The following is a 24,742-nucleotide window of genomic DNA, read 5'->3' as shown; positions in this document are numbered from 1 at the left end:
CCGCCACGACGTGCACACACCCAAGAAGACACAGCCAGCAAGACGACCAAAGAAGAAGACAACCACCCCGAAACCCCGCCGCACAGGTTAAAGATCAAGATAGGTGTTGTCGCGGAAGATGATGTGGACGAAGGTCAGTCCCAGGCGGGTCGCGGTCTCCAACTCCTGTGCGGAGAACAGGAACCCGCCGTCCCCGGAGACGGAGACGATCTGCGTTCCGGGGCGGACCAGGGCGGCGGCGAGGGCCCAGGGCAGTGCCACGCCGAGGGTCTGCTGGCCGTTGGAGAACAGCAGCCGCCGCGGTTCGTAGACGCGGAAGTGTCGGGCCATGTGGATGTACACCGAGCCGATGTCGCAGGCGACCGTGGCCTGGTCGTCGAGGTGGTCACGCAGCGCCAGGCAGACGGCCGCGGGGTCGAGACCCCGGTCCGAATCGGGCCGGGCACGGGCCTCGTCGTCGATGGCGGTCAGCCGGGCGCGCTGCGCCGCCACGGCGGCTTCGGCCTCGGGGCTCAGCCGGACCGGCCCGGTATGGCGGGCCAGTTCGGTGAGGGTGGCGGCGATGTCGCCACGCAGTTCGAGCGTCGGCTGGTAGTGGTTGTCGATCTCGGCGGGTACGGCGTCGATGTGGACGACGGTGCGCTCCGGGTCGGTGTTCCACAGTCCGGGGTCGTACTCCACCGGGTCGAAGCCGATGGCGAGGATGACGTCCGCGGCGGCCGCGACGACGTCGGCGGGCTGGTTGCGGAAGAGCCCTACCCGGCCGAGGTAGTGGCTCTCCAGGTCACGGGAGACCACTCCGGCCGCCTGGAAGGTCTCGATCACCGGCAGTCCGCCGCCTGCGATGAGGGAGCGGATCGCCGTGCAGGCCGCCGGATCGGCGCCGCGCGCGCCGACCAGCACGACCGGGTTGCGGGCGCCGCGCAGGATTCCGGCGGCCTCATGGATCAGCGTGTCGGGGGCCGGCCCCGCGGGCGGAACGGGCAGCCTCTTGGGGATGGCCGCCGGCGTGGTCTCGGCCGCGACGTCGGCGGGGAGGACGACGGCGGCGGCGCCGCGCGGTTCGGTCAGCGCGGCGCGGAAGGCGTTGGCGACGGCCTCCGGGACGTTGTCGGGGTGGCTGACCTCACCGGCGGACTTGGTGACGGCAGCCAGCAGCGCGGCGGCGTCCATCGACTGGTGCGTACGCTTGAGCCGGTCCGGCCGGGAGACCGCGCCGCACAGGGCGACCACCGGATCCTGCTCGGTGGTGGCGGTCAGCAGACCGGTGGCCAGGTTGCTGGTGCCCGGGCCGGAGGTGACCAGGACCACCCCCGGCACCCCGGTGAGCCGGCCGACGGCGGCGGCCATGAACACCGCGTTCTGCTCGTGCCGGCAGACGACGAGTTCCGGTCCCCCGTCGGCCAGCGCGTCATAGACCGCGTCGATCTTCGCGCCGGGAACGCCGAAGACGTACGGCACGTCGTTCGCCTGGAGGCACTCCACGACCCGCTGCGCGGACCTGGTCGGCTCGACGGGAACGCCGGTGCCGCCTGCGGCTGCCGACGGAGGGCGGACGGGTGTGCTCACGGGCTTCACCTCGTTGCTCGGGCGGCTCCGGGACGGTGCCACGGCCGCGTGGGGTGGGTCGGGCCGTTTCGGGCTTCGGCCCGCATCAAGCATCACGCCAACTCCCCCCGCTGTCGCGGCGAGTGCCGGTGCGCCTCCGGAGTGCGGGGCGCTCCGCGGCAGCACCCGGTCGGCCCGGCCGTCGCCAACCTGCCGACGTGGCACGGAGATACGTGTCTGCCGGCGCCCCTCTCGCCGCGTGCGCCCGCAAATCCTGCCCGACAGACGCGGATTGATGTCTCATCAGATACTCACCAGCGTCCGCGGACCGCGTCCGGCCCTTCGAGCACGGTGTCGGCGCCGGCGTCATGGGGGGCCTCGCTGGTCACGCCGGCGCCGGTGCGGGCGCCGCTCGGTGCCCGGCGGGACCTTCCGCGGCGCTCGGGGTTGAGCGGCGTGAACGCGCTGCGGGCCGGGGGGCGGGGCCGTACGAGCGCCCGGCGGGAGCCCCGGCCGTCGTGGTGCGACGGTGGCCGTGCCGGTCCCTGGCGGGAGCGGCACGGCCGTGTCGTACCGGTCAGCCCGTCGCCGCCGTCAGCAGGACGTCGTGGACGACCGACTCGTCGCCGACCACGATCGTGGCCTGCTGCGGCTGGTAGCCGTCGGCGGAGGTGATCAGGACGTACCGCCCGGAGCCCGGAGCGTCCACTGTGTAGGAGCCGTCGGCCTGTACCTCAGACCGGCTCAACTGCAAGCCCTCCGGGGAGGTCAGCGTGACGGCGGCCTGTGGAACGGGATCGCTGTCGGCGACGCGGACCCGGCCGTGGACCGGGATGCCGCCGGGCGCGGGGGCCTGCGCGTCCGCGTCGACGGCCTCCGCCGGTACGGGCAGCCCGGCGACGACCTCGGCGGTCTCCTCCGCCAGGGCCGCCTGGGCCGCCTGGGCCAGGCCGCTGGAGGCGCGCAGCGGTACCTCCTTGATGAACAGGGTCACCAGGAAGGCGATCAGGGCGATCGGGGCGACGTACATGAAGATGTCACCGATGCCGTGCCCGTAGGCGCCTTCCAGCCAGGTGCGGACCGGGGCGGGCAGCAGGGCGAGGTCGGGCAGTTGGCCGCCGCCCGAGGCCTTCGCGGCCACGGCCTGGTCCGGCGGGCTGAGCTGGGTGATGGTTTCGCGCGCGTAGTGGCCGATCCGGGTGGTGAGGACCGAGCCGAGCACGGAGACGCCGACCGCGCCGCCGAGGGACCGGAAGAAGGTCACCGTGGAGGACGCGGCACCGAGGTCGGTCGGGGCGACCTGGTTCTGGGTGCACAGCACGAGGTTCTGGAGCGTCATGCCGACGCCGAGGCCCATCAGCGCCATGCAGAGGGCGATGAAGGGGTACGAGGTGTCGGAGCGGAGCATGCCCAGCAGGGCCAGGCCCGCCGTCAGCAGCACACCGCCCGTCAGCAGCCAGCCCTTCCACTTGCCGGTGCGGGTGATGACCCGGCCGGAGACCGTGGAGGAGACGAACAGGCCCGCGATGAACGGGATCGTCATGACGCCCGACTTGGTCGGGGAGTCGCCGCGCGCCAACTGGAAGTACTGGCTGAAGAAGACGGTGCCCGCGAACAGCGCGATGCCGACGAAGAGGGAGGCGAGGGAGGCGAGGGTGATGGTGGGGTTGCGGAACAGCCGCAGCGGGATGATCGGCTCGGCGGCCTTCGTCTCGACGAACACGAAGACCAGCGCCAGCGCGATCGACGCGCCGACCAGGGTGTACGTCTGCCAGGACAGCCAGGCGTACTTGTCGTCGGCGAAGGTGACCCAGATCAGCAGGGTGCAGACGGCGGCGGTGACGAAGAAGGCGCCGGCCCAGTCGACCTTGACGTCACGCTTGGCGACCGGCAGGTTCAGCGTCCGCTGGAGGACCACGAGCGCGACGAGCGCGAAGGGGATGCCGACGAACAGGCACCAACGCCAGCCGAGCCAACTGGTGTCGGTGATGACACCGCCGAGCAGCGGGCCGCCGACGGTGGCCACGGCGAAGGTCGCGCCCAGGTAGCCGGAGTACCGGCCGCGCTCGCGCGGGGAGATCATCGCGGCCAGGACGACCTGAGCCAGCGCGGACAGACCGCCGCCGCCCAGGCCCTGGATGACGCGGGCGGTGATCAGCGTCGCGGGGTTCGGTGCCAGACCTGCCACCAGGGAACCGACGGAGTAGACCACCAGCGCCGACTGGACCAGGATCTTCTTGCTGAACTGGTCCGCGAGCTTGCCCCACAGCGGGGTCGACGCGGTCACCGCCAGCAGGGAGGCGGTGACCACCCAGGTGTAGGCGCTCTGGCCGCCGCCGAGGTCACCGATGATCCTCGGCAGCGCGTTGGTGACCACGGTGGAGGACAGGATGGCGGCGAACAGGCCGAGCAGCAGTCCCGACAGCGCGCGCATGATCTGCGCGTGGGTCATCGGCGCGTCGGGCGCACCTCCTTTTGGACGGGCATGGGCCCGCACACCGGCTTTCGGGATGGTTGTCATGGGGTTTCTCGTCCTTACGTGGTGACAGCGGGTGTACGGGGGGACCGGTCGTCCCCGGGGGTCCCGGGTGACCGGTCCTCGGAGGTACGGGGTGGGCGCTCGGCCGCGGGTGGTCCGGCACAGGGGTGCCGTTCCGCCCGGGGGTCCCGTTCGGTCCACGGGTCTTCGAAGCTCGCCCGGAGGCGGGCCATGAGGTACGTCAGCTGCCCGACGTCCTCGTCGCTCCAGCCGCTCAGCCGCCGGGCGAGCACCTGTGCGGTGTGCTCGGACAGTTCGGCCAGCTTGGCCCGGCCCTCGGAGGTCAGGCGCAGGATGCGCGAGCGCCGGTCAACGGGATCGGGGCTGCGGTCGATCCAGCCCCGGGCGGCCAGGTGGGCGACGTGGCGGCTGGTGACCGACATGTCGACGGCGAGCAGTTCCGCGAGCCTGCCGATGCGCATGTCGCCGTCGCGGCCGAGCAGTGTCAGCACCGTGGCGGCGACGTTGGAGCAGCCGTCCGGAAGGGTCCGGCCCAGATCTCGCCGTACGGATCCGATGGCGCTCAGCTGGCGCATCAGCTCCTCGTACTGAACCTTGTCGGCCACATGTGCCTCCATATCCTTGCTTAAGGCAACCATGGACTCATTCGGTTGCCTGGGGCAAGCGTTTCGGGTGTGCCTTGGCACACACATGTCATCGGAGACACGTGTTTCGGATGCCCGACCGCTCAGTGCAGGATCCGCCGGGCGACATTGGTGGTGACCAGGTCGAGCAGTTCCTCGCCCCGGCCGGACAGGATGGTGCGGATCGCGTAGAGAGTGAACCCCTTGGCCTGCTCGACCGTGACCGCCGGCGGCACGGACAGCTCCTGGCGGGCGGTCATCACCTCGACCAAGGCCGGTCCGTCGTGCGCGAAGGCACCCTTGAGGGCGTCCTCCAGGTCACCGGGCCGCTCCACCCGGCGGGCCCACAGCCCGACCGCGGCGGCGACCTCGGCGAGCTGCGGGTTGTCCAGCTCGGTCGCGTAGTTGACGATGCCAGACGCCTTCATCTCCAGCTCGACGAAGTTCAGCGAGCCGTTGTTGAAGACGACGATCTTGGCCGGCAGACGGTTCTGCCGCAGGGTGAACAGCTCCCCGAGCAGCATGGTGAGCCCGCCGTCGCCCGACAGCGAGACCACCTGGCGGCCCGGATACGCCGCCTGCGCGCCCACGGCGTGCGGCAGGGCGCAGGCCATCGTCCCGTGGTTGAACGAACCGAGCAGCCGCCGGTGTCCGTTGAAGGTCAGGTAGCGGGCCGCCCACACCACCGGGGAGCCGACGTCGACGGTGAAGACCGCGTCCCGGTCCGCCAGGCGGTCCAGGGTGCGTGCCACGAACTGCGGGTGGATCGGTGTGCGTTCGCGGTCGTTGACGGCGAGCGCGTCCAGCGACTTGCGCGTGCGGGCGTAGTGGGCGAGGGCCTCGTCGAGGTGCCCGCGCCCGCTCTTGACGGTCAGCAGCGGCAGCAGCGCGGGCAGGGTGTCGCGCACGCTGCCGACCAGGGGCAGGTCGACACGGGTGCGCCGGCCGATCTGCTCGCCGCGGATGTCGAGCTGGATCACCTTGGCGCCCTGCGGATAGAACTGCCGGTAGGGGAAGTCGGTACCCAGCATGAGCAGGGTGTCGGCCTCCTCGATGGCCTTGTAACCGGAGGCGAAGCCGAGCAGACCGGTCATCCCGACGTCGTACGGGTTGTCGTACTCGACGTACTCCTTGCCGCGCAGGGCGTGCACGACGGGCGCCTTGAGCGTCTCGGCGAGCCGGACCAGGTCGTCATGGGCGCCGGCTGCGCCCGCGCCCGCCAGGATCGTCACCCGCTGCGCGTCGTTCAGCAGCGTGGCGGCCTCGCGCAGATCGGCGTCGTCCGGGCGGACGACGGTCCTGGCCGGGCGCACCGCCGCGGGGGCCAGGTCCCGGCCCGTCTTCGCGAGGAAGATCTCGCCGGGTACGACGACGACCGCCACGCCCCTGCGTTCGACGGCCGCCCGCATCGCCATCTCCAGGATGCGCGGCCCGGACTCCGGGCTGCTGACCACCTCCGCGTAGACGCTGCAGTCGGCGAACAGTTCCTGCGGGCGCGTCTCCTGGAAGTAGCCGGAGCCGATCTCGCTGCCCGGGATCTGGGCGGCGATGGCGAGGACCGGCACGCGGCTGCGCTGGGCGTCGAAGAGCCCGTTGATCAGGTGCAGGTTGCCCGGGCCACAGCTGCCGACACAGACGGTCAGCTCGCCGGTCAGCCCGGCCTCGGCCGCCGCCGCGAAGGCGGCGCTCTCCTCGTGCCTGACATGCACCCAGTCGACGTCGCCGTCCCGGCGTATGGCGTCCGTCAGACCGTTGAGGGAGTCGCCGGGCAGGCCGTACAGGCGCCGCACGCCGGAGGCCTTCAGGGAGGCGATGACGTGGTCAGCGAAGGTGGGCATACGGGTCGCCTTTCGTCGGTCGTGAGCGCGTCCGGGGCGGCGGGGACGCCGCGTGGGCCGAGGCCCGCCTGCTCACGGCTCGGCGGGCAGGAGCAGCGCCTGATCAGTGTCGGGGAACCGACATTGCGCACACATCCGTCGAATGACTGCGTCAGCGGCGCGACGGCACCTTCCGTCCCTGGGTCGGACGACTGCCCGGTTCCGTCGCCCGGCGGACCGTGGGCCACAGCACGTGGCCCCTGACCAGCTCCGCACCGGCGGTCACGGTCACCGTCGCCCGGACGACGGTCAGCGGTCGCCGGCGGGTTCCGCCGTGGTGGTGTCCGCGGCAGGAGTGCGGTCGGCCCGCACATCGGTGGAGGCGGTGTTCCCGTCCGCGGTTTCGTCCTCGCGCATCGCCCGGGCCTCGCTCTTGAGGATGCGCATCGAGCGGCCCAGGCCGCGGGCGGCGTCGGGGAGCTTCTTCGACCCGAACAGCAGGATGATCACTGCCGCCACGAGGAGCAGGTGCCAGGGTTCCAGTCCGTTGCGAAGCATCGCGCGTTCTCCTTGAGTCAGGCTGTCGGTGTGTGAGGCCCTTGGGCCGGGCGTCGGGGCCGGGCGAGTCGGTCGCCCGCCCGGAAGCCGGGTTGGGCCACGTACAGAGCGGAACACATATGTGTCTTTCGCGCAATGCCGGGCAACCCGGCACGTGTGGGATCGGACACCGTATGGGCTCGACGAGGCACGGACGGGGCCGCGTCCCACGCCCGCACCGCCGCCGTCAGATCCAGGTGTCGAGCCACATTCTGGTGTGCCAGTCGACGTACGGGATCGTCTGCCCGGTGTAGATCGGGAAGAAGTAGACGAAGTTCCAGGCGATGAGCAGGACAAGCACACCCGCGGCCACCGCGCCCACGGTGCGACGTCCGTGGTCCGCGCCCGGCGGGCCCAGCAGCGCCCCCAGCATCATCGTCACGGCCAGGCACAGGTACGGCACGAAGATCACCGCGTAGAAGGAGAAGATCGTGCGGTCCTGGTAGAGGAACCAGGGCAGATACCCGGCGCCCACCGCGCACAGGATGGCGCCGGCCCGCCAGTCGCGGCGCAGCGCCCAGCGGAAGAGCAGGTACACGAGGGCGCAGCATGCCGACCACCACAGCAGCGGTGTGCCGAGGGCGAGAACCGTCTGCGAGCAGTCGGCCGCCGTGTGGCAGCCGTCCTGCCCCGGTTTCGGCGACTGGTAGTGGAACAGCACGGGGCGGCCCAGGACCAGCCAGCTCCAGGGGTTGGACTCGTACGTGTGAGGAGAGTGCAGCCCCACGTTGAACTGGTAGACCCCGTACTCGTAGTGCCACCAGCTGCGCAGGGGAGCCGGAACCCATGACCAGGTGCCGCCGCGGCCGTCGGCCCAGTGGCGTCCGTAGCCCTTGTCGGACAGGAACCAGCCGGTCCATGTCGCCAGATACGTCAGCACGGCGACCGGGACCAGGGACAGGACCGACCAGCCGAGGTCCTTGCGCAGCACCGCCCGGTACGGGCGGCGGGCCCCGGCGACACGACGGGCGCCGACGTCCCACAGCACCGTCAGGATCACGAAGAACGCCAGGACGTACAGCCCGTTCCATTTGGTGGAAGCCGCCAGTCCCAGGAAGAGGCCGGCGGCGAGCCGCCAGGGACGGGCCCCCTGTCCGGCATGGTCACCGGTGCGCTCGTCCGGGCGCGCACGGCCGTCCGCGCCGACGGGCAAGGCCGCCGCGAGCCGGGCTCGTGCGTGGTCCCGGTCGATCAGCAGGCAGCCGAACGCCGCCAGTACGAAGAACATGACCACGAGGTCCAGCAGCGCGTTACGGCTCATCACCAGGTGCAGACCGTCCACCGCCATCAGCGCACCGGCCAGGCAGCCCAGCAGCGTCGAACGGAACAGGCGGCGTCCTGTCCGGCACAGCATGAGCACCGACACGGTGCCCAGGGCCGCCGTCATGAACCGCCAGCCGAACGGGTCCAGGCCGAACATCCACTCACCGAGGGCGATCACCCACTTGCCCGTCGGCGGGTGCGCGACGAAGGCCCCGGTGTCGGAGAGCGGGATCCCTTTCGTGTGGGCAAGGATCTGCGGGTCGGAGATCTTGCGGTCCGGCCAGGTGCCCTCGTAGCCGAGCCGCAGCAGGGACCAGGCGTCCTTCGCGTAGTAGGTCTCGTCGAAGACGAGGCCCCGCGGCCGGCCGAGGTGCCAGAAGCGGACCGCGCCGGCCAGGACGGCGACGAGTACCGGCCCCAGCCAGTCCATCGCCTTCGCGACGCGGCGGGCATGTGCCCGATCGAGGCGTATCAGCTCCCACGGGCGGACCACCGGCTGCGGGAACGGCGGAACAAGGCGCTCGCGGGTGTCCGGCCCCGGGCGTGCCACGTGTCCGAAGCGGCGAAGTCGCGCCTGCCAGTCTCCGGACTCCGCCGTCGGGGAGGTGCCGTGGAGGGAACCCGTCGCGTTCTGTCGGTGCACTGCTCTCGACCTTGTTCCTTTGTGTGTCGCTGTGCCACTGATGATGCCGATCGGGCCGAGCGGGTTCCACGGGTTCGGTGGTCATCCCCTTCTTCGGCGGCGGCCAACCTCCGCTCCAGCGCCCCCGGGCTTCGGGCGGAGTGCTGTGACGTGTCGACACGTGTGACTGTTGGTTTCGCTAACATGCAGGTCATGTGTGCCGGGCGCCGCACGGCCCGGTCGTCGCCCACCCCTCCAGGAGATCCGGCATGAAGAGCCTGCCACAGCACGAGGACACCCTGCTGATCCGCACCGACTTCTCCGACGAGGAGGCCTGGCAGGCGCTTCGCGCGGTGGTCGCCACCCCGGCCGAGGAGGACGGATTCCTCGCGGTGCTGCACATCGTGGACGACCCCGCCTACCGCGACCTGACCACCGAGCAGATCGTCGCGCTCGCGCCCGCCGAGGACGACCTGCTGATCCTGGCGGACCGGCAGGCCCTGAGCGGATCGGGGATGCCGCTGCTGGCCGTCCTGAAGAGCGAGGACGAGCAGCCGGAGCAGGGCTTCGACGAACTGCGGGTGGCCGCCGCCGCATTGTGGTCGGTCGAGAACAACATCTCCTTCGCCAACATGGACTGGGAGGAGTTCGTGGAGGCCGCGGACGACGACGGCGTCTTCCGGGGATTCTGACCCGTCCGGGTAACCCCGATGCCCTGCCGCCCGGTTCACCTGTCGCTGCTGCCGGGGGTCGGCACGCCGGCGGGGCTGGTCGTCGCACCGGCCGACGCCGCGCCGCGGAGCCCCGCCGCCGCCCACCGTTCCGGCGCACGGCACCGCGTCCGCCACCGTCAGGGTCTCCGCCTGCTCCGGTTCCGTCGGCTCCCGGGAGGGACGGCTGACGGCGTCCGCGGGAGACACCCCTGTGGTGACCCCCGTGACCCCCATGACCGCCGACATGCTGGACCGCACCGGCACGGTGACGGTCCGGGTGCTCGACAGGTCCGGGCAGCCGATGGACTGCTCCGGCCTCGTGAGGGTGCCGCGGAACGACGCCACCGGCGCCGTGTGCTTCCCCGTCGCCGACGAGGGGTCCGGCACGGGTGACGCCGGCTCGGCCACCGCGGAGCTCCCCGTCGGCGCGTACCGCCTGCTGGGCGCCGGGCCGGCGGGTGTGTCGCCGACGTGCTTCGCCCGGGACGGACTGCGCGTCGACGGTGAACGAACCGTCACCCTCGACTCACGCGAGGCCGAGCCGGTGACGGCCGAGCTGAACGGTCCCGCCGCCCGTCCCGAGACCTACTCCGCGAACGTCACTCTCCGCTCCGTGGCGGCCGGCACCGCACGGACCAGCGACTCCTCCGGAACGGGACGATGGAATGCCTGCCGACGAAGGCGGTCGGCACATGTGTGACCGCCGTCGCATCAGGCGGTGCGATACCGCACGGGCAGCGACAGCACCCCGCGCACCATGCCGGCCGGGAACCACTGCAGGGAATCGGCGGGGACCGCCAGTTCCAGGTGCGGGACGCGGGTGAGGAGGGTGCGCAGGGCGACACGGGCCTCCAGGCGGGCCAGCGGGGCGCCCAGACAGTGGTGGATGCCGTGGCCGAAGGAGAGGTGCCGGGCGGCGGGCCGGGTGATGTCCAGCACGTCCGGGTCGCCGCCATCGGGCAGGGGTGCGTCACGGCTCGCGGAGGCGAGGGCCACGGCGACGATGCCGCCCCGGGGGATCCGCACCCCGCCCAGCTCCAGGTCCTCGGCCGCGTACCGGTTCGTCGTGCGCTCGACGGAGGTGTCGTAGCGCAGGAACTCCTCGATGGCGTCGGGCAGGAGGCCGAGGTCCTCCCGCAGCAGCCGCAGTTGGCCGGGGTGCTGGAGCAGGGCCAGCACGGCGTTGCCCAGGAGGTTGACGGTGGTCTCGTGGCCGGCGATGACGAGCAGGGCCGCCGTGCCGGCCAGTTCGTCCTGGGAGAGGCGGCCGTCGTCCTCGTCCCGGGCGGCGACCAGGGCGGACAGCAGGTCGTCGCCGGGAGCGCGGCGCTTGTCGTCGGCCAGTTGGCGCAGGAACCCGTGCAGGCTCGCCACCGCCGAGGCGTACTCGGGGTGGCCCACCTGGAAGGCGAGCGACGTCCAGCGGCGGAAGTCCTGGCGGTCGGCCTCGGGGATGCCGAGCAGTTCGGCGATGACCGCGACCGGCAGCGGCGCGGTGAAGGCCTCCACCAGGTCCAGCTCGCCGGACGGCGGCATGGCGTCGACGAGCTGGTCGGCGATCTGGGTGATGCGCGGTTCCATCTCGGCGGTCCGCTTCGGTGAGAAGGCACCGGAGACCAGACGGCGCAGCCGGGTGTGCTCGGGCGGGTCCGCCTCCAGCATCTGGCCGCCGAACCCGGTGCCGCGCTTGTGGCCCAGGAAACCCGCCGCCTCCAGCATCTCCGCGGCCGGCTGGGGGTCCTTGAGCAGCGCCGGGTGGGTCAGTGTCGTGCGGGCCAGGTCGTAGTCGACGACCACCCAGCCCGTGATGCCGGGGAAGAACTGTGCCGGGTGGATGGGGCCCTTCGCGCGCAGCCGCGCGTACTGCCGGTGGGCGTCCGCCTTGAACTCCGGGCCCATGACCACCCGCTCGTCCCCGTCACTGACCGGCCGTGCCTGCTGGTGCGTGTCCATCCGTGTTTCCTCGCCCTCTACGCCGGGACAGTCCCGGGGATCCGTGCCGGCCGCGGAACGCGGTCGCCCCGTCGGCCGGTCCGCGCGCGGTCCACGCGGACGCGGACCGCCCGGCCGGCCGGGAAAGCCGTTGCAAGGAACACGGAGGCCGGACCCGTGAGGGTTCACCGGACCCGGACCACCTCCAGACGGCTCGGCCCCCGGTCCGTGCCACGCAGCGTGATGTCGAACAACAGCCGCCCCGCGCCGGGGCGCAGCGTCACCTCACCGCCCGGCTCCACCGCCTGTCCCGGGCCCTCCTCGCGCACGCCCGGCAGCGGGCCCGCCAGGTATGACACGTACACCACGGCACGGCCCGGGTTGCGCACCGTCACCTGAGACGTCCGCTCGCACCGCGCTCCGTCGTGCCGCTGGGCGTCGCAGACGTACCGCAGGTCGCCGAAGCCGTACGTCCCGCAGGACAGCTCCATGCCGCGCGGGAGCGCGGACCGGCACACCCGGCCCGCGGTCACGCGGTCGACGGCCGCGTCACCGGCGTCGCTCGACGACTCGCCGGCCCGGCCGACCAACCAGCACCCCGCGGCGGCCAGGCCCAGGACGGCCCACGTACCCGCCGCGGGCCACCGGGTGTTCTCCCGGCGTGCGGACTTCATCGGACGGCACCCCCACAGGTCACAACGGCTCGGTGGCACGTCCAGCGGACAAGCAACGGTGTGCCGGCCCCCGCGCCCGAGACATCTGTCTCAGTCTAGGCACACGAGGGGATGACATCGGTGTGAAGAAGTGATGGCGAGACATGGAAGCGATCCGGTGGGCGGGGTGCGGCGGAGTAACGTGCGCGCCGATCCCCTTGACACGTGTCTCGACCGAATCCTGGAATTCATGGACCACTCCACAGCGGAAACACAGACCGACTCCTTCGCGCCGGGCGGCCGGCGCCGGCACCGCAGGACGAAGCAGAACGGCTCGGGTCTGCGGCGTACCGTCGTGCTGGCGTTGGCGGTGCCCGTCGCCTCGGCCGCGCTGGCCGGGCCCTCGGCCTTCGCCGCCGGCAACGGCACCACGGCGACGGCCGGCGGCGCGACCGGCAGCGCGGATCCGGCCGACCCCAGCGACCGGCAGATGGCCGCGAACCTCGACGCCCGCGTGCTCGACCAGCGGCTGGGCCCCGAGGTGAGCGGCGTGGTCCTGGACGCGGACTCCGACAGCACCCTGTGGGACCACAACGGCGCCACCGCGCTGATGCCGGCCTCCAACGTCAAGCTCGCCACGTCCACCGCCGCGCTGACCGTGCTGGGCCCCGAACACCGGTTCACCACCAAGGTCGTCTACGGCGACGGCACCCTCACCCTGGTCGGCGGCGGCGACCGCACGCTCAGCAGCGCCGACCTCGCCGAGCTGGCGAAGACCGCGGTCGCCGGGCTGCAGAGGGCGGGCCTGACCACGGTGAAGGTCGCCGTGGACGACAGCCTGTTCCCCGCACCGACTCTCGCCGACGGCTGGAACGACGGCTACTACCCGGACACCGTCGCCCCGGTCCGCGCCCTCGTCGTCGACGGCCGCGGCGTCCAGGACACCTCCATCGACGCCGGTCAGACCTTCGCCAAGCTGCTCGCCGAGGACGGCATCGCCGTCGACGGCGACGTCACGCGCGGCACGGCCCGCCACACCGATGTGCCGGTCGCGCGCCACAGGTCGGCCCCACTGGCGGACATCGTCAAGAAGATGCTCAAGACCAGCGACAACAACATCGCCGAGACCCTGCTGCGGATGACCGCTCTGGGCGCGGGACGCCCCGCCACCTTCGAGGGCGGCACCGAGGTCGTGCGTCACGTGCTCAGCCACCGCTACGGCGTCTCCCTCGACAACTTCGAGATCCACGACGGCAGCGGTCTGTCCCGGACCGACCGCGTCCCGGCCGCCACGCTCGCGCAGATCCTCGAACTCGTCACGGAGCCCCGTTACGCGCACACCCTGAGCGCCCTCCTGGACGGCCTGCCGGTCGCCGGCGAGGCGGGCTCCACCCTCGGCCCGGAGTACGGCCGGTTCGACGACCCGGACTCCCAGTGCGCCGTCGGCAAGGTGCAGGCGAAGACCGGCACCCTCACCGGTGCCATCGCCCTGAGCGGTCTGACCCGGACCGACGACGGCGAATGGCGGGTCTTCTCCTTCGTCGAGAACGGCTCGACGGCCGCTCCGAACGACATCAAGGACGCGATGGACGGTCTGGCCGCGACCGTGAACGGCTGCTGGGCCTAGGCCCCCGCGCGCGGGTACCAGGCACCCAGGCGCCGCCCGGCGCGAGGCCGGGCGGCGTTCGTGTGTGCGACACCGTCCGCGCCCCACCGGTGCGACCGGCCGCGCCGTCCGATGCGCCGGTTTGAGTCCGCACTCGCAGACCGGTATGAGTCACAAGTCACACGTCGTGGGCGTGAACCCGAACGCCGGCGGATCCGCTCCATGTGTGGCAGGACCGGACCGCCCCGGAGACCGGTCGGGCACCCCCCGCGACACTGCCGCCCGTGCTCCGCCTCCGCTGAAAGGAACCCATGAAGCCTCCACACACGCCCCGGTCGGCGGGGGATCTCCCCAGGAGAGTCCCGGGCAGTGCCAGATCCGTCAGTTCCGGTTCCGGGCCCGGCCGGGACGGCACCCCGGCCGGCGGCGCGGAGCCGTCCGCCCCGGACAGCGGTGACCGGGCGCCCGACGCGGCCGGGAGAGGCACCTCCCTGCCCCGGCTCACCCAGATCTCCTCGCTGGGATCGCGGGGGAACACCGGCCGCGGTACCGGGACGTCGTCCCCGGCGGCCGACGACGCGGTGGGCGGCTCCGCCGCGGACAGACCCGGCGACACCTTCGCACGCCGCGCCGACACGGACGACAGCCCCGCTGTGGACCCGGTCGTATCACTCGATCAGGTCTGCCGGGGCAAGGGCGGCAAGCCCCGGCGCGAGGGAATGCGCGGTGCCCTCGGCGTCGTGAGCATCGTCGGACTGCTGGCGGCGGGCGGTGTCCTGCTGACCCTGGGCCTGGTCAACGGTCACGACGACGACAAGCGCGACGGGGCCTCGGTGACCGTCGACTCCCGTGGCCGCGGCACAGACGTCATCGACGGGTTCGGCGGTGTGTCGGCGCCCCCGGTGAAGGCGTCCGCGACCGGTCCCGGCAAGAAGGCCGAAGCTTCCCGGAAGCCCACGTCGGCCTCGCCCAGCAGCAGCGCGTCGAGCGAGGACTCCGCGTCCCCCGCCCAGCGCTCCACCACCACGGCGAAGGCCACGACCGGGGCCCGGACGACCGCTCCGGCCGCGGCACCGGGGGTGAACGTGTTCAGCCACGCCTCGCAGCGCTGCATAGACATCGTGGGCGGCAAGGCCGTGCAGGGCGCGGGCCTGATGATCTGGGACTGCTCGGGATCCGCCGCGCAGCACTGGACGTTCACGGGCGGAACCATGCGGGCGCTCGGCATGTGCGTGCGGCTCGCGAACGGCTCGACCGCCGACGGGACGGACCTCGAACTCGCCGCCTGCGACGGGAGTTCGGCGCAGCAGTTCGTGCTGAACGTCAGGCACGACCTGGTCAGCACGCTCGCCGACAAGTGCACGGACGTCCGGGACAACGGCACGGAGAACGGCACCCGGCTCCAGCTGTGGTCCTGCTCCGGCAGCCCCAACCAGAAGTGGTCCACGTCCTGAGCACTGGGCGGCCCGGTGGAACCGCCCCGTCGCACGGCGGGGCGGTTCCACCGGGTCCGCGGGTCCGGCGGGCCGCCGGGCAGCCCCCCGAAGGAGCGGATCAGCCGTGGAGGCTGACCAGGGTGCCGGTACCGTCCTGGTATCCGACGTAGGCGGTGGCCGGAGCGGAGGTGTCCACACCGGACCACGTGCCGGTGACCGGGAAGGGGACGCCCGGCTTCGTCACAGGACGCGTGGGAGACACGCTGAAGGTGCCGGTCGTCGGCGCGTCCGCACCCACCACGTTCGCCTGAAGGGTGAACTTGATGTCGGACGAGAACGGCGCCCCCTCGTACCAGGCCGACATGACGGTCACCGCGTACTTGCCCGGCTTCAGCGTCGTCAGGCTGATGTGCGCCTGGTGCTCGTACTCGCTCAGCTGGCCGCCGTCGAGGGGCGAGCCGTCCTCCCGAAGGGGCACGACCATCAGGTACAGCTTGTCGTCGGGGTTGTCCCCGGTGGCGAAGAACTCGCCGGCCTTGCTTCCCTCGGGCACCGTGAGGACGAAGTCCTGGGCGTTGCCCGTCTCGTTGGACAGCTCACCGCGCACCGGGGCGCCCGCCACGGGGGCGTAGGCGGTGAGCGTCAGCTTCTCGGTACCCGGGGTCACGGAGTACGAGACACTTCCGGCGCTCCCGCTGCCGTCCACCCGGCCGGGGGCCAGCAGGCTCTGCGGTGTGACCACGATCGGGCTGCGTACCGACACGTGCCCGCTGCCCACCCAGGTCAGGGAGCCCGTGACGGGGACATCGGAGACCGCGGTGGTGCGCGTCAGCGTGATGCCGACCTTCGCGGTCTGTCCGGCACGGGTGAAGCGCAGGGTCGAGGGCTTCACCTCGGCCCGGAAGCCGGGCAGCTCGACCGACGCCCGGTACACACCCGGCCTGACCGCGGTCAGGGTGCGGGTGAGGGTACGCGAACCGAGCAGCCGGTCCACGGAGATGGACGGGTAGTTCAGATCGCTGGGTGCGACGGGCGCGACGCCGGTCCCGGTGTCGATCCCGAGACCCTCCTCGTAGGCGAGCCAGTCGCGGTTCGAGGAGTCGTAGACCAGGCCGGGGTTGAGCATCGCGGTGGGGTCGACCTCACCGGAACCCTGCGCGTACACGTCGGTGTTGGTGCCGCCCGACGCGGTCCTGGTGTCCACGGCAGTCGTCATCAGGGCCGACTTGACCGCCATCGGGGACCACTTGGGATGCACGCCGAAGTAGAGGGCGGCGAGACCGGACACCTGCGGCGCGGCCATCGACGTTCCCGACATGAAGTCGAAGTCGTGCCCCTGGTTGCTGGGCGGCGCGACGGCGGCGAGCACGGCCACGCCCGGTGCGGCGAGGTCCGGTTTGATCAGCGCGCCCTTGTTGTCCTCCGAGGGGCCCCTGGAGGAGAACGGGGCGATCTGCGGGTAGGGCGTCCCGGTGGAACCGCCCGGCTCCAGTGAGACGGTGGCGCCCGGGGTCGCCGCGTAGTCGCGGACCGTCGTGGCCGCCGGTACGTTCAGGTGCACGGTCGGCACCAGGTGGATGTCGCCGTCCGTGTCCTGGTCGGTGGTGTTCACCAGGACCATGCCGACGCCCCCGGCCCGCGCGACCTCGGCGGACTTGCTCACCCGGGTGTTGACCCCGCGGTCGCACACCACGATCTTCCCGGCCGTCTTCGCCGGGTCGAGGGTCCCGTCCTGGCACAGCTTCGCCGCTGTCTCCGTCGCCGAGGCGGCCTTCACGTCGGTGGACAAGGCCAGCGGTTTCGGCCCGAGTTCCGTGTCCACGGTGACGCTGGCCCCGACGAAGGTCCGGCCGTCGCCCAGCTTCACCGTGGCCTCCGGAGTCGCCATGGTGCTGGCCGCGACGGTGGTGGTCCACGGGGCGGTGTTGTCTATCCACGACCTCGACGGGCCGTTGTTGCCCGCGGACGTCGACACGAACACGCCGGCCTGTGCCGCCGCCCGGAAGGCCTGCTGGACAGGATTGTCGAGCGGGGATTCCAGGAGCGCCCCGGCGGAGTAGTTGATCACGTCGACGCCGTCCGCCACCGCCTGGTTGATCGCCGCGACGATGTCGGAGTCGGCGCCGCCCTTGTCCTTCCAGAGCGCCTTGTACACGGCGACCGCGGCGCCCGGTGCCACTCCGGAGATCTTCCCGAAGTCCTTCCCGCCCACGGTCACCTGGACGTTGGCGTTGCCCGCGGCGGTGGACGCGGTGTGGGTGCCGTGGCCCTCGCCGTCACGCGGTGACACGTAGTCGTCCCGCTCCTCCGGGGGCGTCTCGGCGAGATAGGCGTCGCCGAAGTACCGGGCGCCGACGAGCTTGGTGTTGCAGACGGCGGCGGTGAACTCCTCACCGGTCTGGCAGAGGCCGGTGAAGGTGCCCCCGTCGGCCTTCTTCATTCTGATCACGTCGCCCTTGCGGTAAGGGCGGTAGGGGTCCTTGGCCGTGGGGGGCGCGGTGCCCAGCGCGGGGGCGGCGAACGACGCGCTCTCGGGCCAGACGCCGGTGTCGATGACGCCGACCACCACGCCCTTGCCGGACTTCGCGGTGCCGCCGAGCCTCGACCACACGCCGTGCGGCCCCGACAGCCCCATGAGGTCGGTCGACCGGGTGTCGTCCGTCGGCTTGTTCCATCCGTCCGGGCTGACCTTGAGGACACCCGGCTGCCGGCTCAGACGTGCCGCCTGAACGGCCGTCAGTCTCGCGGTGAAGCCGTTGGTCACCACCGTGTAGCGCCCCCGGACCTTGGCGCCGACCGAGGCGGCGACCTTGCTCTGCCGGTCCTGGAGATAGTCCCGGTAGCGGTGCGCGGCGGTGGTGGAGGTGTCGACCCTGGCGCCCGGCTTCGGCGCGGTGCCGGCGAAGCCGGCCACACCGCCCTGGTAGAGGGCGACGGGCGCGTCGGACAGGGTCACGATGTAACGGCCGGCCGGGAGGGGCCCGGAGCGGGGGACGGGAGTCAGCGGGTCACCGGCGGCCTGTGCCGGTGTGGCGGTACAGAGGGCGGCCAGGGAGACGGCCAGAGCCGCCGCGCCGCAGGCGAAGGTCTTTCTTCGGAGCGTGGAACTCACGCGTCCTCCACGGGGAGTGGGCCGAGCCGGAGGGTGCCTCTCGCACCCTCGGGGTGGTGCTGCACGTGCGGGAGTGGGGAGTTGACGTCGGCGGGTGCCGGACACGGGGCAACCGCGTCGTCCCAGCGAGAAAGTGAACGCTGTTCCTTGGAGAGGTGTCCAGATACTCTGTTGGCGGATTTGGACGGATGACCAACCGCGCCACGGACGTCCCACGCCGATTCGACGGAGGTATGCATACGTGCTCACGGCCCTGGGCATAGCCGAGTCCGACGAAGAGGTGTACCGGTGCTTCCTGGACCGCGGTCAGGTCACCGTCGCGGACCTGGCCGCGTCCCTGGGGACGCCGGAGCACCGTGTCCTGCGGTCCGTCACCCGGCTACGGGAACTCGGGCTCCTCCACGTCACCAGCCGGGGCCATTACCAGGTGACCAACCCACAGGCCGCGCTGCTCCCCCTGCTGGCCCGGCGGCAGTTCGAGGTGGAGACCGCGCTGGCCTCCGCACGCACGGAGATCGACCGGATCGCCGAACGTTACCGGGAAGGGCGGCTGCGTGCCGACCCGCGCAACCTGGTGGAGGTCCTGTCGGACCGCCGGCTGATCCAGGAACGGGTCGAGGAGCTGAGCAACTCCGCGACCAGTCACATGTGGGCCCTCGACCGGCCACCCTACGTGGGACGCCCCGATGGCCGGCACCACAGCAACGAGGAGGAGTTCGACATCACGGCGGCCTGGTTGGAACGAGGCATCGACGTGCGCTCGATCTACTGTCCGCAGTCCATGGAGCGCCCCGGCCGGTTCGCCATGCTGCTCAGACTCGCCGAACTGGGCGAGCGTTCCAGGCTGCTGCCGTCCCTGCCGTTCAAACTGCACATCATCGACAAGCGGGTGGCCCTGGTCCCCATGTCCGGCCCGGTCTACGACGACCTCGTCGTCATCCACCCGTCCGGGATGCTCGACGCCCTGATGGAGCTGTACGAGGCCTACTGGGCCCGCGCCGAACCGATCACCGGTACGGTGCCCGCCGAGGACGACACCTTCGACTCGGACGACCTCCTGCTCCTCGGCATGCTCAAGGCCGGGCTGAAGGACCAGGCCATCGCCCGGCAGCTGGGGTGCAGCACCCGGACCGCCACCCGGCGCGTCGCCGCCGTCCTGGCCAAGCTGGGCGCCGACACCCGCTTCCAGGCCGGCGCCCGGGCCGGCGCCCGCGGACTGATCTGACCGCGAGCTCAGCGTGGGGCGGCGGGGCGCCATCATGGAAGCATGCACACCTGCCCTGTTCCGCGCACCGTGTGGTCCAGCGCGGACGTCGACACCTCCGACGCGCTCGCCTACTGGGCCGACGTCATCTGTGACACGTTCGTCGGAGTGGCGGTGCGCCCCGGGCCGGGCGGGGCCTTCGAGGGGCGGATCGAGCACTCCGTCCTGGACGGGATCGGCTTCGCCGAGCTGAGCGCGGGTCCCCAGCAGGTGGTCCGGACGCGCCGGCTGATCGGACGCGACCACGAGGACGTCTTCCTCGCCAACATCCAGCTCCGCGGCCGGGCCAGGCTGGAGCAGAACGGGCGGGTCGCCCTGCTCGCGCCCGGGTCGATGGCCTTCGTCGACAGCACCCGCCCCTACGCGCTGGACTTCGAGGACGACTTCTCCCAGCTCGTGGTCAAGGTGCCCAGATCCCGGCTGGCGCACCGCTCGCCGGCCGGGGCGACCAGCGTGGACCTGGGCGTCTCGGGCCCCGGCCGTGTCATCGCGGACTTCCTCGTCGGCCTCCACCGGATGCAGGGTCACGACGCCGGGGCGGCGGCCGCGCTGCTGCCGCACGCCGTCGACCTGCTGGACACCGGTCTGGCCTGGGCCGCGGGCAGCGCGCCGCCGGAGGTGTCCGGCACGGCGCTGACCCGGGAACGCATCCACCGGTTCGTGCGCCGGCACGCCACGGATCCCCGCCTCGACGCCGCCGGGGTGGCCGCGGGCTGCGGAATCTCCCGGCGCACGATGTACCGCGTCCTGGCCGCGGACGGCGAATCGCTCACGGAGCTGGTCCGCCGGCTGCGGGTGTCACACGCCCAGCGGCTGATGCTGTCGTACCCCGAACGCCCTCTCTCCGCCGTGGCCCGCGCGTGCGGGTTCGGCGGCGAGGCACAGCTGCACCGGGCGTTCCGGGCCGTCACGGGCATGACACCCGGCGCCTACCGTGCCCGGCGGCCGGGCGCGCGTTGACCGGTCCGGGCGTCCTCAGCCGTCCGCGGGTGCGCGCTCGGGCATGAGTTCCCGGACCACTTCGACGAACTGGGGCGGCGCCGGCGGCATGGGGGCCTTGACGAGCTGCTTCAGGCCGACGTCGTAGCGCTGTCCCCACTGCGGGTCGACGACGTGGTAGCCGTCCTGGCGGAGCTGGTCGACATTGCGCTGGACGGCGGGCTTCAGCCACATCTCGCCGGTCATCACCGGGAAGAAGACCACCGGGAAGTCGGCGGCGGCGATCGTCGCGGTCAGCATGTTCGGCACGGCGCCCGTGGCGGTGGCGGAGAGCATGTTGGCCGTGGCCGGCAGGACGGCCAACATGTCGTGCTCCGCCGCGAGGGTCGCCTGGTTCTCGCGGGCCCAGTCGTCGGGCGTCGCGCCCGTCACCACGCGGTCCGCGAACAGGCCGACGGTGTGCGGCGGGAGGAACGTGGCAGCGGTGTGCGTCATCAGGACGGTGACGCTCCCGGTGAACGTGGCGCGCAGCGCGTTGATGTACATCGGGAGCGTGGCGACGGCGGCGGAACCGGTGGCGCCGATGAGCAGGCGGCCACCGAAGGCGGACGGGTCGTTGCTGGTCATGTCCCAACGATGCGCCGCGGCGCCGACCGGAGTATGACGGTGTGTGCCACGGCGGCTGACCATCCGTGCCGGTGTGTCCCGGCGCCGGCGGCGGCGACTTCACACGCCGGGCCTCTCGTGTCCGTCACCCGGGCCGCCCTGCCTCTCCTGCGCGAGCAGGGATCCGGGTACGTCATCCAGATCCCCTCCGTCGGCGGACGCGTGGGCGTCCCGGTCCTGGCCGAGAAAGTGGCGCCCCTCGGCATCAAGGTGACCGCCGCCGACCGGGCGCCATGCGCACCGACTGGGCCGACTCCTCCATGGCCACACCGCCCGTCAGCGCGCTGTACGAGAGCGTCGTCGGTGTCGCCGTCGCGGCTCGGACAGCCTCGCGTACGATCTCGGCGGCGCGCTCCGCGATGGCGCAGACCGTGGCGTTGGTGTCGTGGGACGGGATCGAGGGGACGCCGGAGGCGTCGGCGACACGCAGGCCCTCCAGGCTCTCCGGCCCGATGCCCGAGCGCTGGAGGATCATTCGCGAACAACGTATCACCGATCGGATCAATGATTCACCAAACTGATATCGTCGATTCGTGACTACGGAGACGGAACCGGAGCAGGCAGCTCCGCCACTGCGGCAGAAGATCGTCCTGGCGGCGGCCGAGCTGCTGGAAGTGGGTGGCCTGGAAGCGGTCTCGACCCGTGCCGTCGCCGCCCGCGCCGGCGTGCCGACCCCGTCGATCTTCCGGATCTTCGGGGACAAGGACAGGCTGCTGGAGGAGGTCGCGGACTACGGGTTCCGGCGCTACCTCGAAGTGAAGGCCGACCTGCTCACCGGCGGCGACCCGGTCCAGGCGCTGCGCGACGCGTGGGACCTGCACATCCGCTTCGGACTGGAGCATCCGGCCTACTACTCGCTCGTCTACGGCCAGGTCCGCCCCGGCCACTTGCCGCAGGCCGGACGGCGGGCCGCCGCCGGTCTGCGGCTCATGATCACCCGGGTCGCCGCGGCCGGACGTCTGCGGATGAGCGTCGAACGCGCCACCGAGGTCATGCACTCCGCCGGCGTGGGCACGATCCTCACGCTGATGAGCCTGCCCGAGGGCGTCTACGACCCGCGGACCGCCGACACCGCACGCGAGATGGTGATCAACACCCTCACGCTCCCACCTGCCAAGAACGGCGGCCTCGCCGGCGCCGCCCCCCGCACCGCCGTCGCGAGCAGCGCCATGGCGCTGCTCGTCGCCCTCGGCCAGGAGGACACCGCGGCGCTCAGCCCTGCCGAGCGGAACCTGCTGCACGAGTGGCTCAACCGGTTGGCCGACGCGACGGACGCGGACGACTGACGACGCGAGCGGCCGGCCCGGGCACCGGTGTCCGGTGGGGGTGCGTCCGGGACTGACCACACCGGACGGCACCGGCCTGCCCCGTGCGCCCCGCCCCGTGCACCCGGCCCCGGGACCCGCGGCACATCTCATACATGTCGACATCGGCGGTCCGTATACGTATCCGAAGCTGCCTGCCGTACCCTCTCGCCATGCTCGATGAGTCGACGAACACATGGCTGCGCGGTCTGCTCGACCGCCACGGGGCCACCGCCGGAACGGTCCACGTCGTGCGGGAGGACCTGCTGCACATCACGGCCGCGCACAACATCCCGCCCCAGGTGCGCGAGGTCACCGCACGGATCCCGCTCGGCAAAGGCATGGCCGGCCTCGCCTGGCAGCAGGACAGGCCGATCCAGACCTGCAACCTCAAGGAGGACGACAGCGGCGCGGTCAAACCGGGCGCCAAGGCCGTGGACGGCAAGGCCGCCGTGGCGCTCCCCGTGTCCGGCGCGGACGGCGCCGTCCGTGCCGTGGTCGGACTGGCCTGGCTGGACGAACGCGAACTGACCGACGACGAACTCGCGGTGCTCGGCGAGGACGCGGCGTCCCTGCCCGGCGCGGCGTCCCGGCCCGTCGCGATGCCGCAGGTGTGACCGGACGGTCGTAGAACCGGGGCCGTGACCCCCACCCACCGCCGCGTGCTCTCGATCAGGGAACGGCTGATCGAGAGCACGGCGTGGAGGCCCTGCTCGGCCGTGGCCGGCCCTCCGGCACCGCTCGGCTGTGCATCCATCGCGTATCGAGGCCCGGCGGTGCGTTCGGGGCGCGGCAGGCAGCCGGAGCACGGCCACCGCCCGCCGTCCCGGGAACCGGCCAGGTCCAGAAGGTCAGCCCGGCTCCGGGCAGGCATGGGCGACTTGGGGCGCCAGGACGCTGTCAGGTACCGGGTTCGGCATCCGCGCACACGTGTCGAGTGAACCCCAGGCCCGTTCGAGACGTGTTACGCACAGAAACCGCGCAGGACACGGCACCGCGGAGAGGGACATGACCGATACCGCCCGAGGAAGCAGCACCGGAGTCGCGGGGGTGGGCGTGACCGCCTTACTGGTCGCCGCGGCCCGCGCGATCGAGACCTCCCGGCCCGGCGCGCCGGCGCGGGACGAGTACGCGGAACACTTCGTCCGCGCGGCGCCCGGCTGCACCGACTGGCCGCGCCGGTTCGACGAGGTGCCGGACGGCGACGCCGATCCGCTGTGGGGCCGGCTGGCCCGCTTCTTCGGTCTGCGCACCCGCGTCTTCGACGGGTTCCTGCTCAGCGCCGCGGCCGGTGGCTGCCGGCAGGTGGTCGTGCTGGGCGCCGGTCTGGACACCCGCGCCCACCGGCTGCCATGGCCGGACGGCAGCACGGTCTTCGAGATCGACCAGGAAGAGGTGCTCGCCTTCAAGCAGTCCGTCCTGGACACGCTCGGGGCCGTGCCGCGGGCCGCCCGCGTCGCCCTCGCCGCCGACCTGCGCCAGGACTGGACCGACGCCCTGATCGGGGCGGGCTTCGATCCGACGCGTCCGACGGCCTGGCTCGCCGAGGGGCTGGTGCCGTATCTGCCGCCGGCCGCGGAACACGAACTGCTCGCGACCGTCAACGCGCACAGCGCACCGGGCAGTGCGCTCGGCTACGAGGTCAAACACGGGGTGGACCCGGCCGGGCAACGCGACTATCCCGTCTACGCGGCGGTCCGGGAGCGGCTCGGCATCGACCTGCTCGCGCTGTTCAGCACCGATCCCCGCCCGGACTCCCTCGCCGATCTCGACGCCCGGGGCTGGGACACGGCCGTGCACACGCCGTTCGACTTCGCGGACCGCCTCGGCGTCGGCCTGCGGCCGGCGCCGGACGACGCGCTGGCCGCCAATCGCTGGATCCTCGCGGTCCGCTCCTGACGACCTCCCTTACGACGGTTGAGGACCTCCCGCGCCGTGGGGGACGGCGGCCCACCCGGGTGCCAGGACACGTGTGCCGCTCCGTCCCGAGCCGACGCGAAGGGGGGCAGGTTCTTTCCCGGGCAGGAACTTGTCTCTTCCGGGCGGGGGCGTGGTGGCGGAGTGTGGATGTGTGCCCGGCGGGAGCGGGGCCCCTCTTCTCCGGGGGGTTCGGTGTGCCGGGTGTGTCAGGACACCGCATCGACCCT

At 72.1% G+C, this 24,742-nt stretch carries 20 protein-coding genes; 9 read left to right on the top strand and 11 right to left on the bottom strand.

Features of this window, described 5'->3' with window-relative positions:
- Positions 1 to 87: 87 nt before the first annotated feature.
- The 6 genes from alsS to OO52_RS43145 form a co-directional block, all read right to left on the bottom strand.
- Positions 88 to 1,569 carry an acetolactate synthase AlsS gene (alsS, locus tag OO52_RS43170; RefSeq protein ID WP_234339983.1) on the bottom strand — a complete coding sequence of 494 codons (1,482 nt, stop codon included), beginning with the start codon at positions 1,567 to 1,569 and terminating at the stop codon, positions 88 to 90.
- A gap of 556 nt (positions 1,570 to 2,125) precedes the next feature.
- Positions 2,126 to 4,000, bottom strand: a complete 1,875-nt coding sequence (locus tag OO52_RS43165) for an MFS transporter (protein WP_030658261.1) — start codon at positions 3,998 to 4,000, stop codon at positions 2,126 to 2,128.
- An 83-nt stretch (positions 4,001 to 4,083) separates the two neighbouring features.
- Positions 4,084 to 4,653, bottom strand: coding sequence for a MarR family winged helix-turn-helix transcriptional regulator (locus tag OO52_RS43160; protein ID WP_030658260.1), 570 nt, complete (start codon positions 4,651 to 4,653; stop codon positions 4,084 to 4,086).
- A 122-nt stretch (positions 4,654 to 4,775) separates the two neighbouring features.
- Positions 4,776 to 6,509: a ubiquinone-dependent pyruvate dehydrogenase gene (gene poxB, locus OO52_RS43155; RefSeq protein WP_030658258.1), complete on the bottom strand. Its 1,734-nt coding sequence runs from the start codon at positions 6,507 to 6,509 to the stop codon at positions 4,776 to 4,778.
- 288 nt (positions 6,510 to 6,797) lie between these two features.
- Positions 6,798 to 7,046, bottom strand: a complete 249-nt coding sequence (tatA, locus tag OO52_RS43150) for a Sec-independent protein translocase subunit TatA (protein WP_030658256.1) — start codon at positions 7,044 to 7,046, stop codon at positions 6,798 to 6,800.
- 226 nt (positions 7,047 to 7,272) lie between these two features.
- Complete coding sequence (locus tag OO52_RS43145; protein WP_234339982.1) at positions 7,273 to 8,991, bottom strand: dolichyl-phosphate-mannose--protein mannosyltransferase; 1,719 nt, start codon at positions 8,989 to 8,991, stop codon at positions 7,273 to 7,275.
- A gap of 248 nt (positions 8,992 to 9,239) precedes the next feature.
- Between OO52_RS43145 and OO52_RS43140 the strand changes: the two genes are divergently transcribed.
- Both OO52_RS43140 and OO52_RS43135 read left to right on the top strand, forming a co-directional pair.
- Entirely contained in the window at positions 9,240 to 9,662 is a 423-nt protein-coding gene (locus tag OO52_RS43140; protein WP_030658254.1) for a DUF6924 domain-containing protein, read from the top strand.
- 244 nt (positions 9,663 to 9,906) lie between these two features.
- A complete protein-coding gene (locus tag OO52_RS43135; protein ID WP_158712644.1) occupies positions 9,907 to 10,383 on the top strand; it encodes a hypothetical protein in 477 nt (158 codons plus the stop codon).
- An 11-nt stretch (positions 10,384 to 10,394) separates the two neighbouring features.
- On the opposite strand, the gene OO52_RS43130 is transcribed toward OO52_RS43135, so the two are convergent.
- Both OO52_RS43130 and OO52_RS43125 read right to left on the bottom strand, forming a co-directional pair.
- A complete protein-coding gene (locus tag OO52_RS43130; RefSeq protein ID WP_030658252.1) occupies positions 10,395 to 11,636 on the bottom strand; it encodes a cytochrome P450 family protein in 1,242 nt (413 codons plus the stop codon).
- Positions 11,637 to 11,800: 164 nt separating this feature from the next.
- On the bottom strand, positions 11,801 to 12,289 hold the full coding sequence (locus OO52_RS43125) for a hypothetical protein (protein ID WP_030658251.1): 489 nt from the start codon (positions 12,287 to 12,289) through the stop codon (positions 11,801 to 11,803).
- A 229-nt stretch (positions 12,290 to 12,518) separates the two neighbouring features.
- Here OO52_RS43125 and dacB point away from each other — a divergent pair, with 229 nt between their 5' ends.
- Both dacB and OO52_RS43115 read left to right on the top strand, forming a co-directional pair.
- Positions 12,519 to 13,895, top strand: a complete 1,377-nt coding sequence (gene dacB / locus OO52_RS43120; RefSeq protein ID WP_030658248.1) for a D-alanyl-D-alanine carboxypeptidase/D-alanyl-D-alanine endopeptidase — start codon at positions 12,519 to 12,521, stop codon at positions 13,893 to 13,895.
- Between the two features lie 290 nt (positions 13,896 to 14,185).
- Positions 14,186 to 15,328 carry an RICIN domain-containing protein gene (locus OO52_RS43115; protein WP_234339981.1) on the top strand — a complete coding sequence of 381 codons (1,143 nt, stop codon included), beginning with the start codon at positions 14,186 to 14,188 and terminating at the stop codon, positions 15,326 to 15,328.
- A gap of 100 nt (positions 15,329 to 15,428) precedes the next feature.
- On the opposite strand, the gene OO52_RS48975 is transcribed toward OO52_RS43115, so the two are convergent.
- Positions 15,429 to 18,422 carry a S8 family peptidase gene (locus OO52_RS48975; protein ID WP_078877522.1) on the bottom strand — a complete coding sequence of 998 codons (2,994 nt, stop codon included), beginning with the start codon at positions 18,420 to 18,422 and terminating at the stop codon, positions 15,429 to 15,431.
- 241 nt (positions 18,423 to 18,663) lie between these two features.
- Between OO52_RS48975 and OO52_RS43100 the strand changes: the two genes are divergently transcribed.
- Entirely contained in the window at positions 18,664 to 19,647 is a 984-nt protein-coding gene (locus OO52_RS43100) for a helix-turn-helix domain-containing protein (protein ID WP_030658242.1), read from the top strand.
- Positions 19,648 to 19,689: 42 nt separating this feature from the next.
- On the top strand, positions 19,690 to 20,646 hold the full coding sequence (locus tag OO52_RS43095) for a helix-turn-helix domain-containing protein (protein WP_030658241.1): 957 nt from the start codon (positions 19,690 to 19,692) through the stop codon (positions 20,644 to 20,646).
- 15 nt (positions 20,647 to 20,661) lie between these two features.
- Here OO52_RS43095 and OO52_RS43090 read toward each other — a convergent pair whose 3' ends face one another.
- Both OO52_RS43090 and OO52_RS50470 read right to left on the bottom strand, forming a co-directional pair.
- Complete coding sequence (locus OO52_RS43090; protein ID WP_030658240.1) at positions 20,662 to 21,252, bottom strand: flavoprotein; 591 nt, start codon at positions 21,250 to 21,252, stop codon at positions 20,662 to 20,664.
- Positions 21,253 to 21,496: 244 nt separating this feature from the next.
- Positions 21,497 to 21,766 carry a GMC oxidoreductase gene (locus tag OO52_RS50470; RefSeq protein ID WP_030658239.1) on the bottom strand — a complete coding sequence of 90 codons (270 nt, stop codon included), beginning with the start codon at positions 21,764 to 21,766 and terminating at the stop codon, positions 21,497 to 21,499.
- A gap of 58 nt (positions 21,767 to 21,824) precedes the next feature.
- On the opposite strand from OO52_RS50470, the gene OO52_RS43080 reads away from it, so the two are divergent.
- The 3 genes from OO52_RS43080 to OO52_RS43070 all read left to right on the top strand — a co-directional run bounded on the left by OO52_RS43080 (position 21,825) and on the right by OO52_RS43070 (position 24,494).
- Positions 21,825 to 22,577, top strand: a complete 753-nt coding sequence (locus tag OO52_RS43080; RefSeq protein ID WP_037631024.1) for a TetR/AcrR family transcriptional regulator — start codon at positions 21,825 to 21,827, stop codon at positions 22,575 to 22,577.
- A 191-nt stretch (positions 22,578 to 22,768) separates the two neighbouring features.
- Complete coding sequence (locus tag OO52_RS43075) at positions 22,769 to 23,212, top strand: GAF domain-containing protein (RefSeq protein ID WP_030658237.1); 444 nt, start codon at positions 22,769 to 22,771, stop codon at positions 23,210 to 23,212.
- A 391-nt stretch (positions 23,213 to 23,603) separates the two neighbouring features.
- The gene (locus OO52_RS43070) at positions 23,604 to 24,494 is read left to right on the top strand and encodes an SAM-dependent methyltransferase (protein ID WP_199820060.1); all 891 of its coding nucleotides are present in this window, start codon (positions 23,604 to 23,606) and stop codon (positions 24,492 to 24,494) included.
- Positions 24,495 to 24,742: the final 248 nt, after the last annotated feature.

It is taken from the genome of Streptomyces flaveolus, assembly GCF_000716535.1.
Classification (GTDB): Bacteria; Actinomycetota; Actinomycetes; order Streptomycetales; family Streptomycetaceae; genus Streptomyces; species Streptomyces flaveolus_A.
The sequence above is the reverse complement of the archived record's forward strand: the minus strand, read 5'-3'. Positions and strand labels throughout refer to the sequence as shown.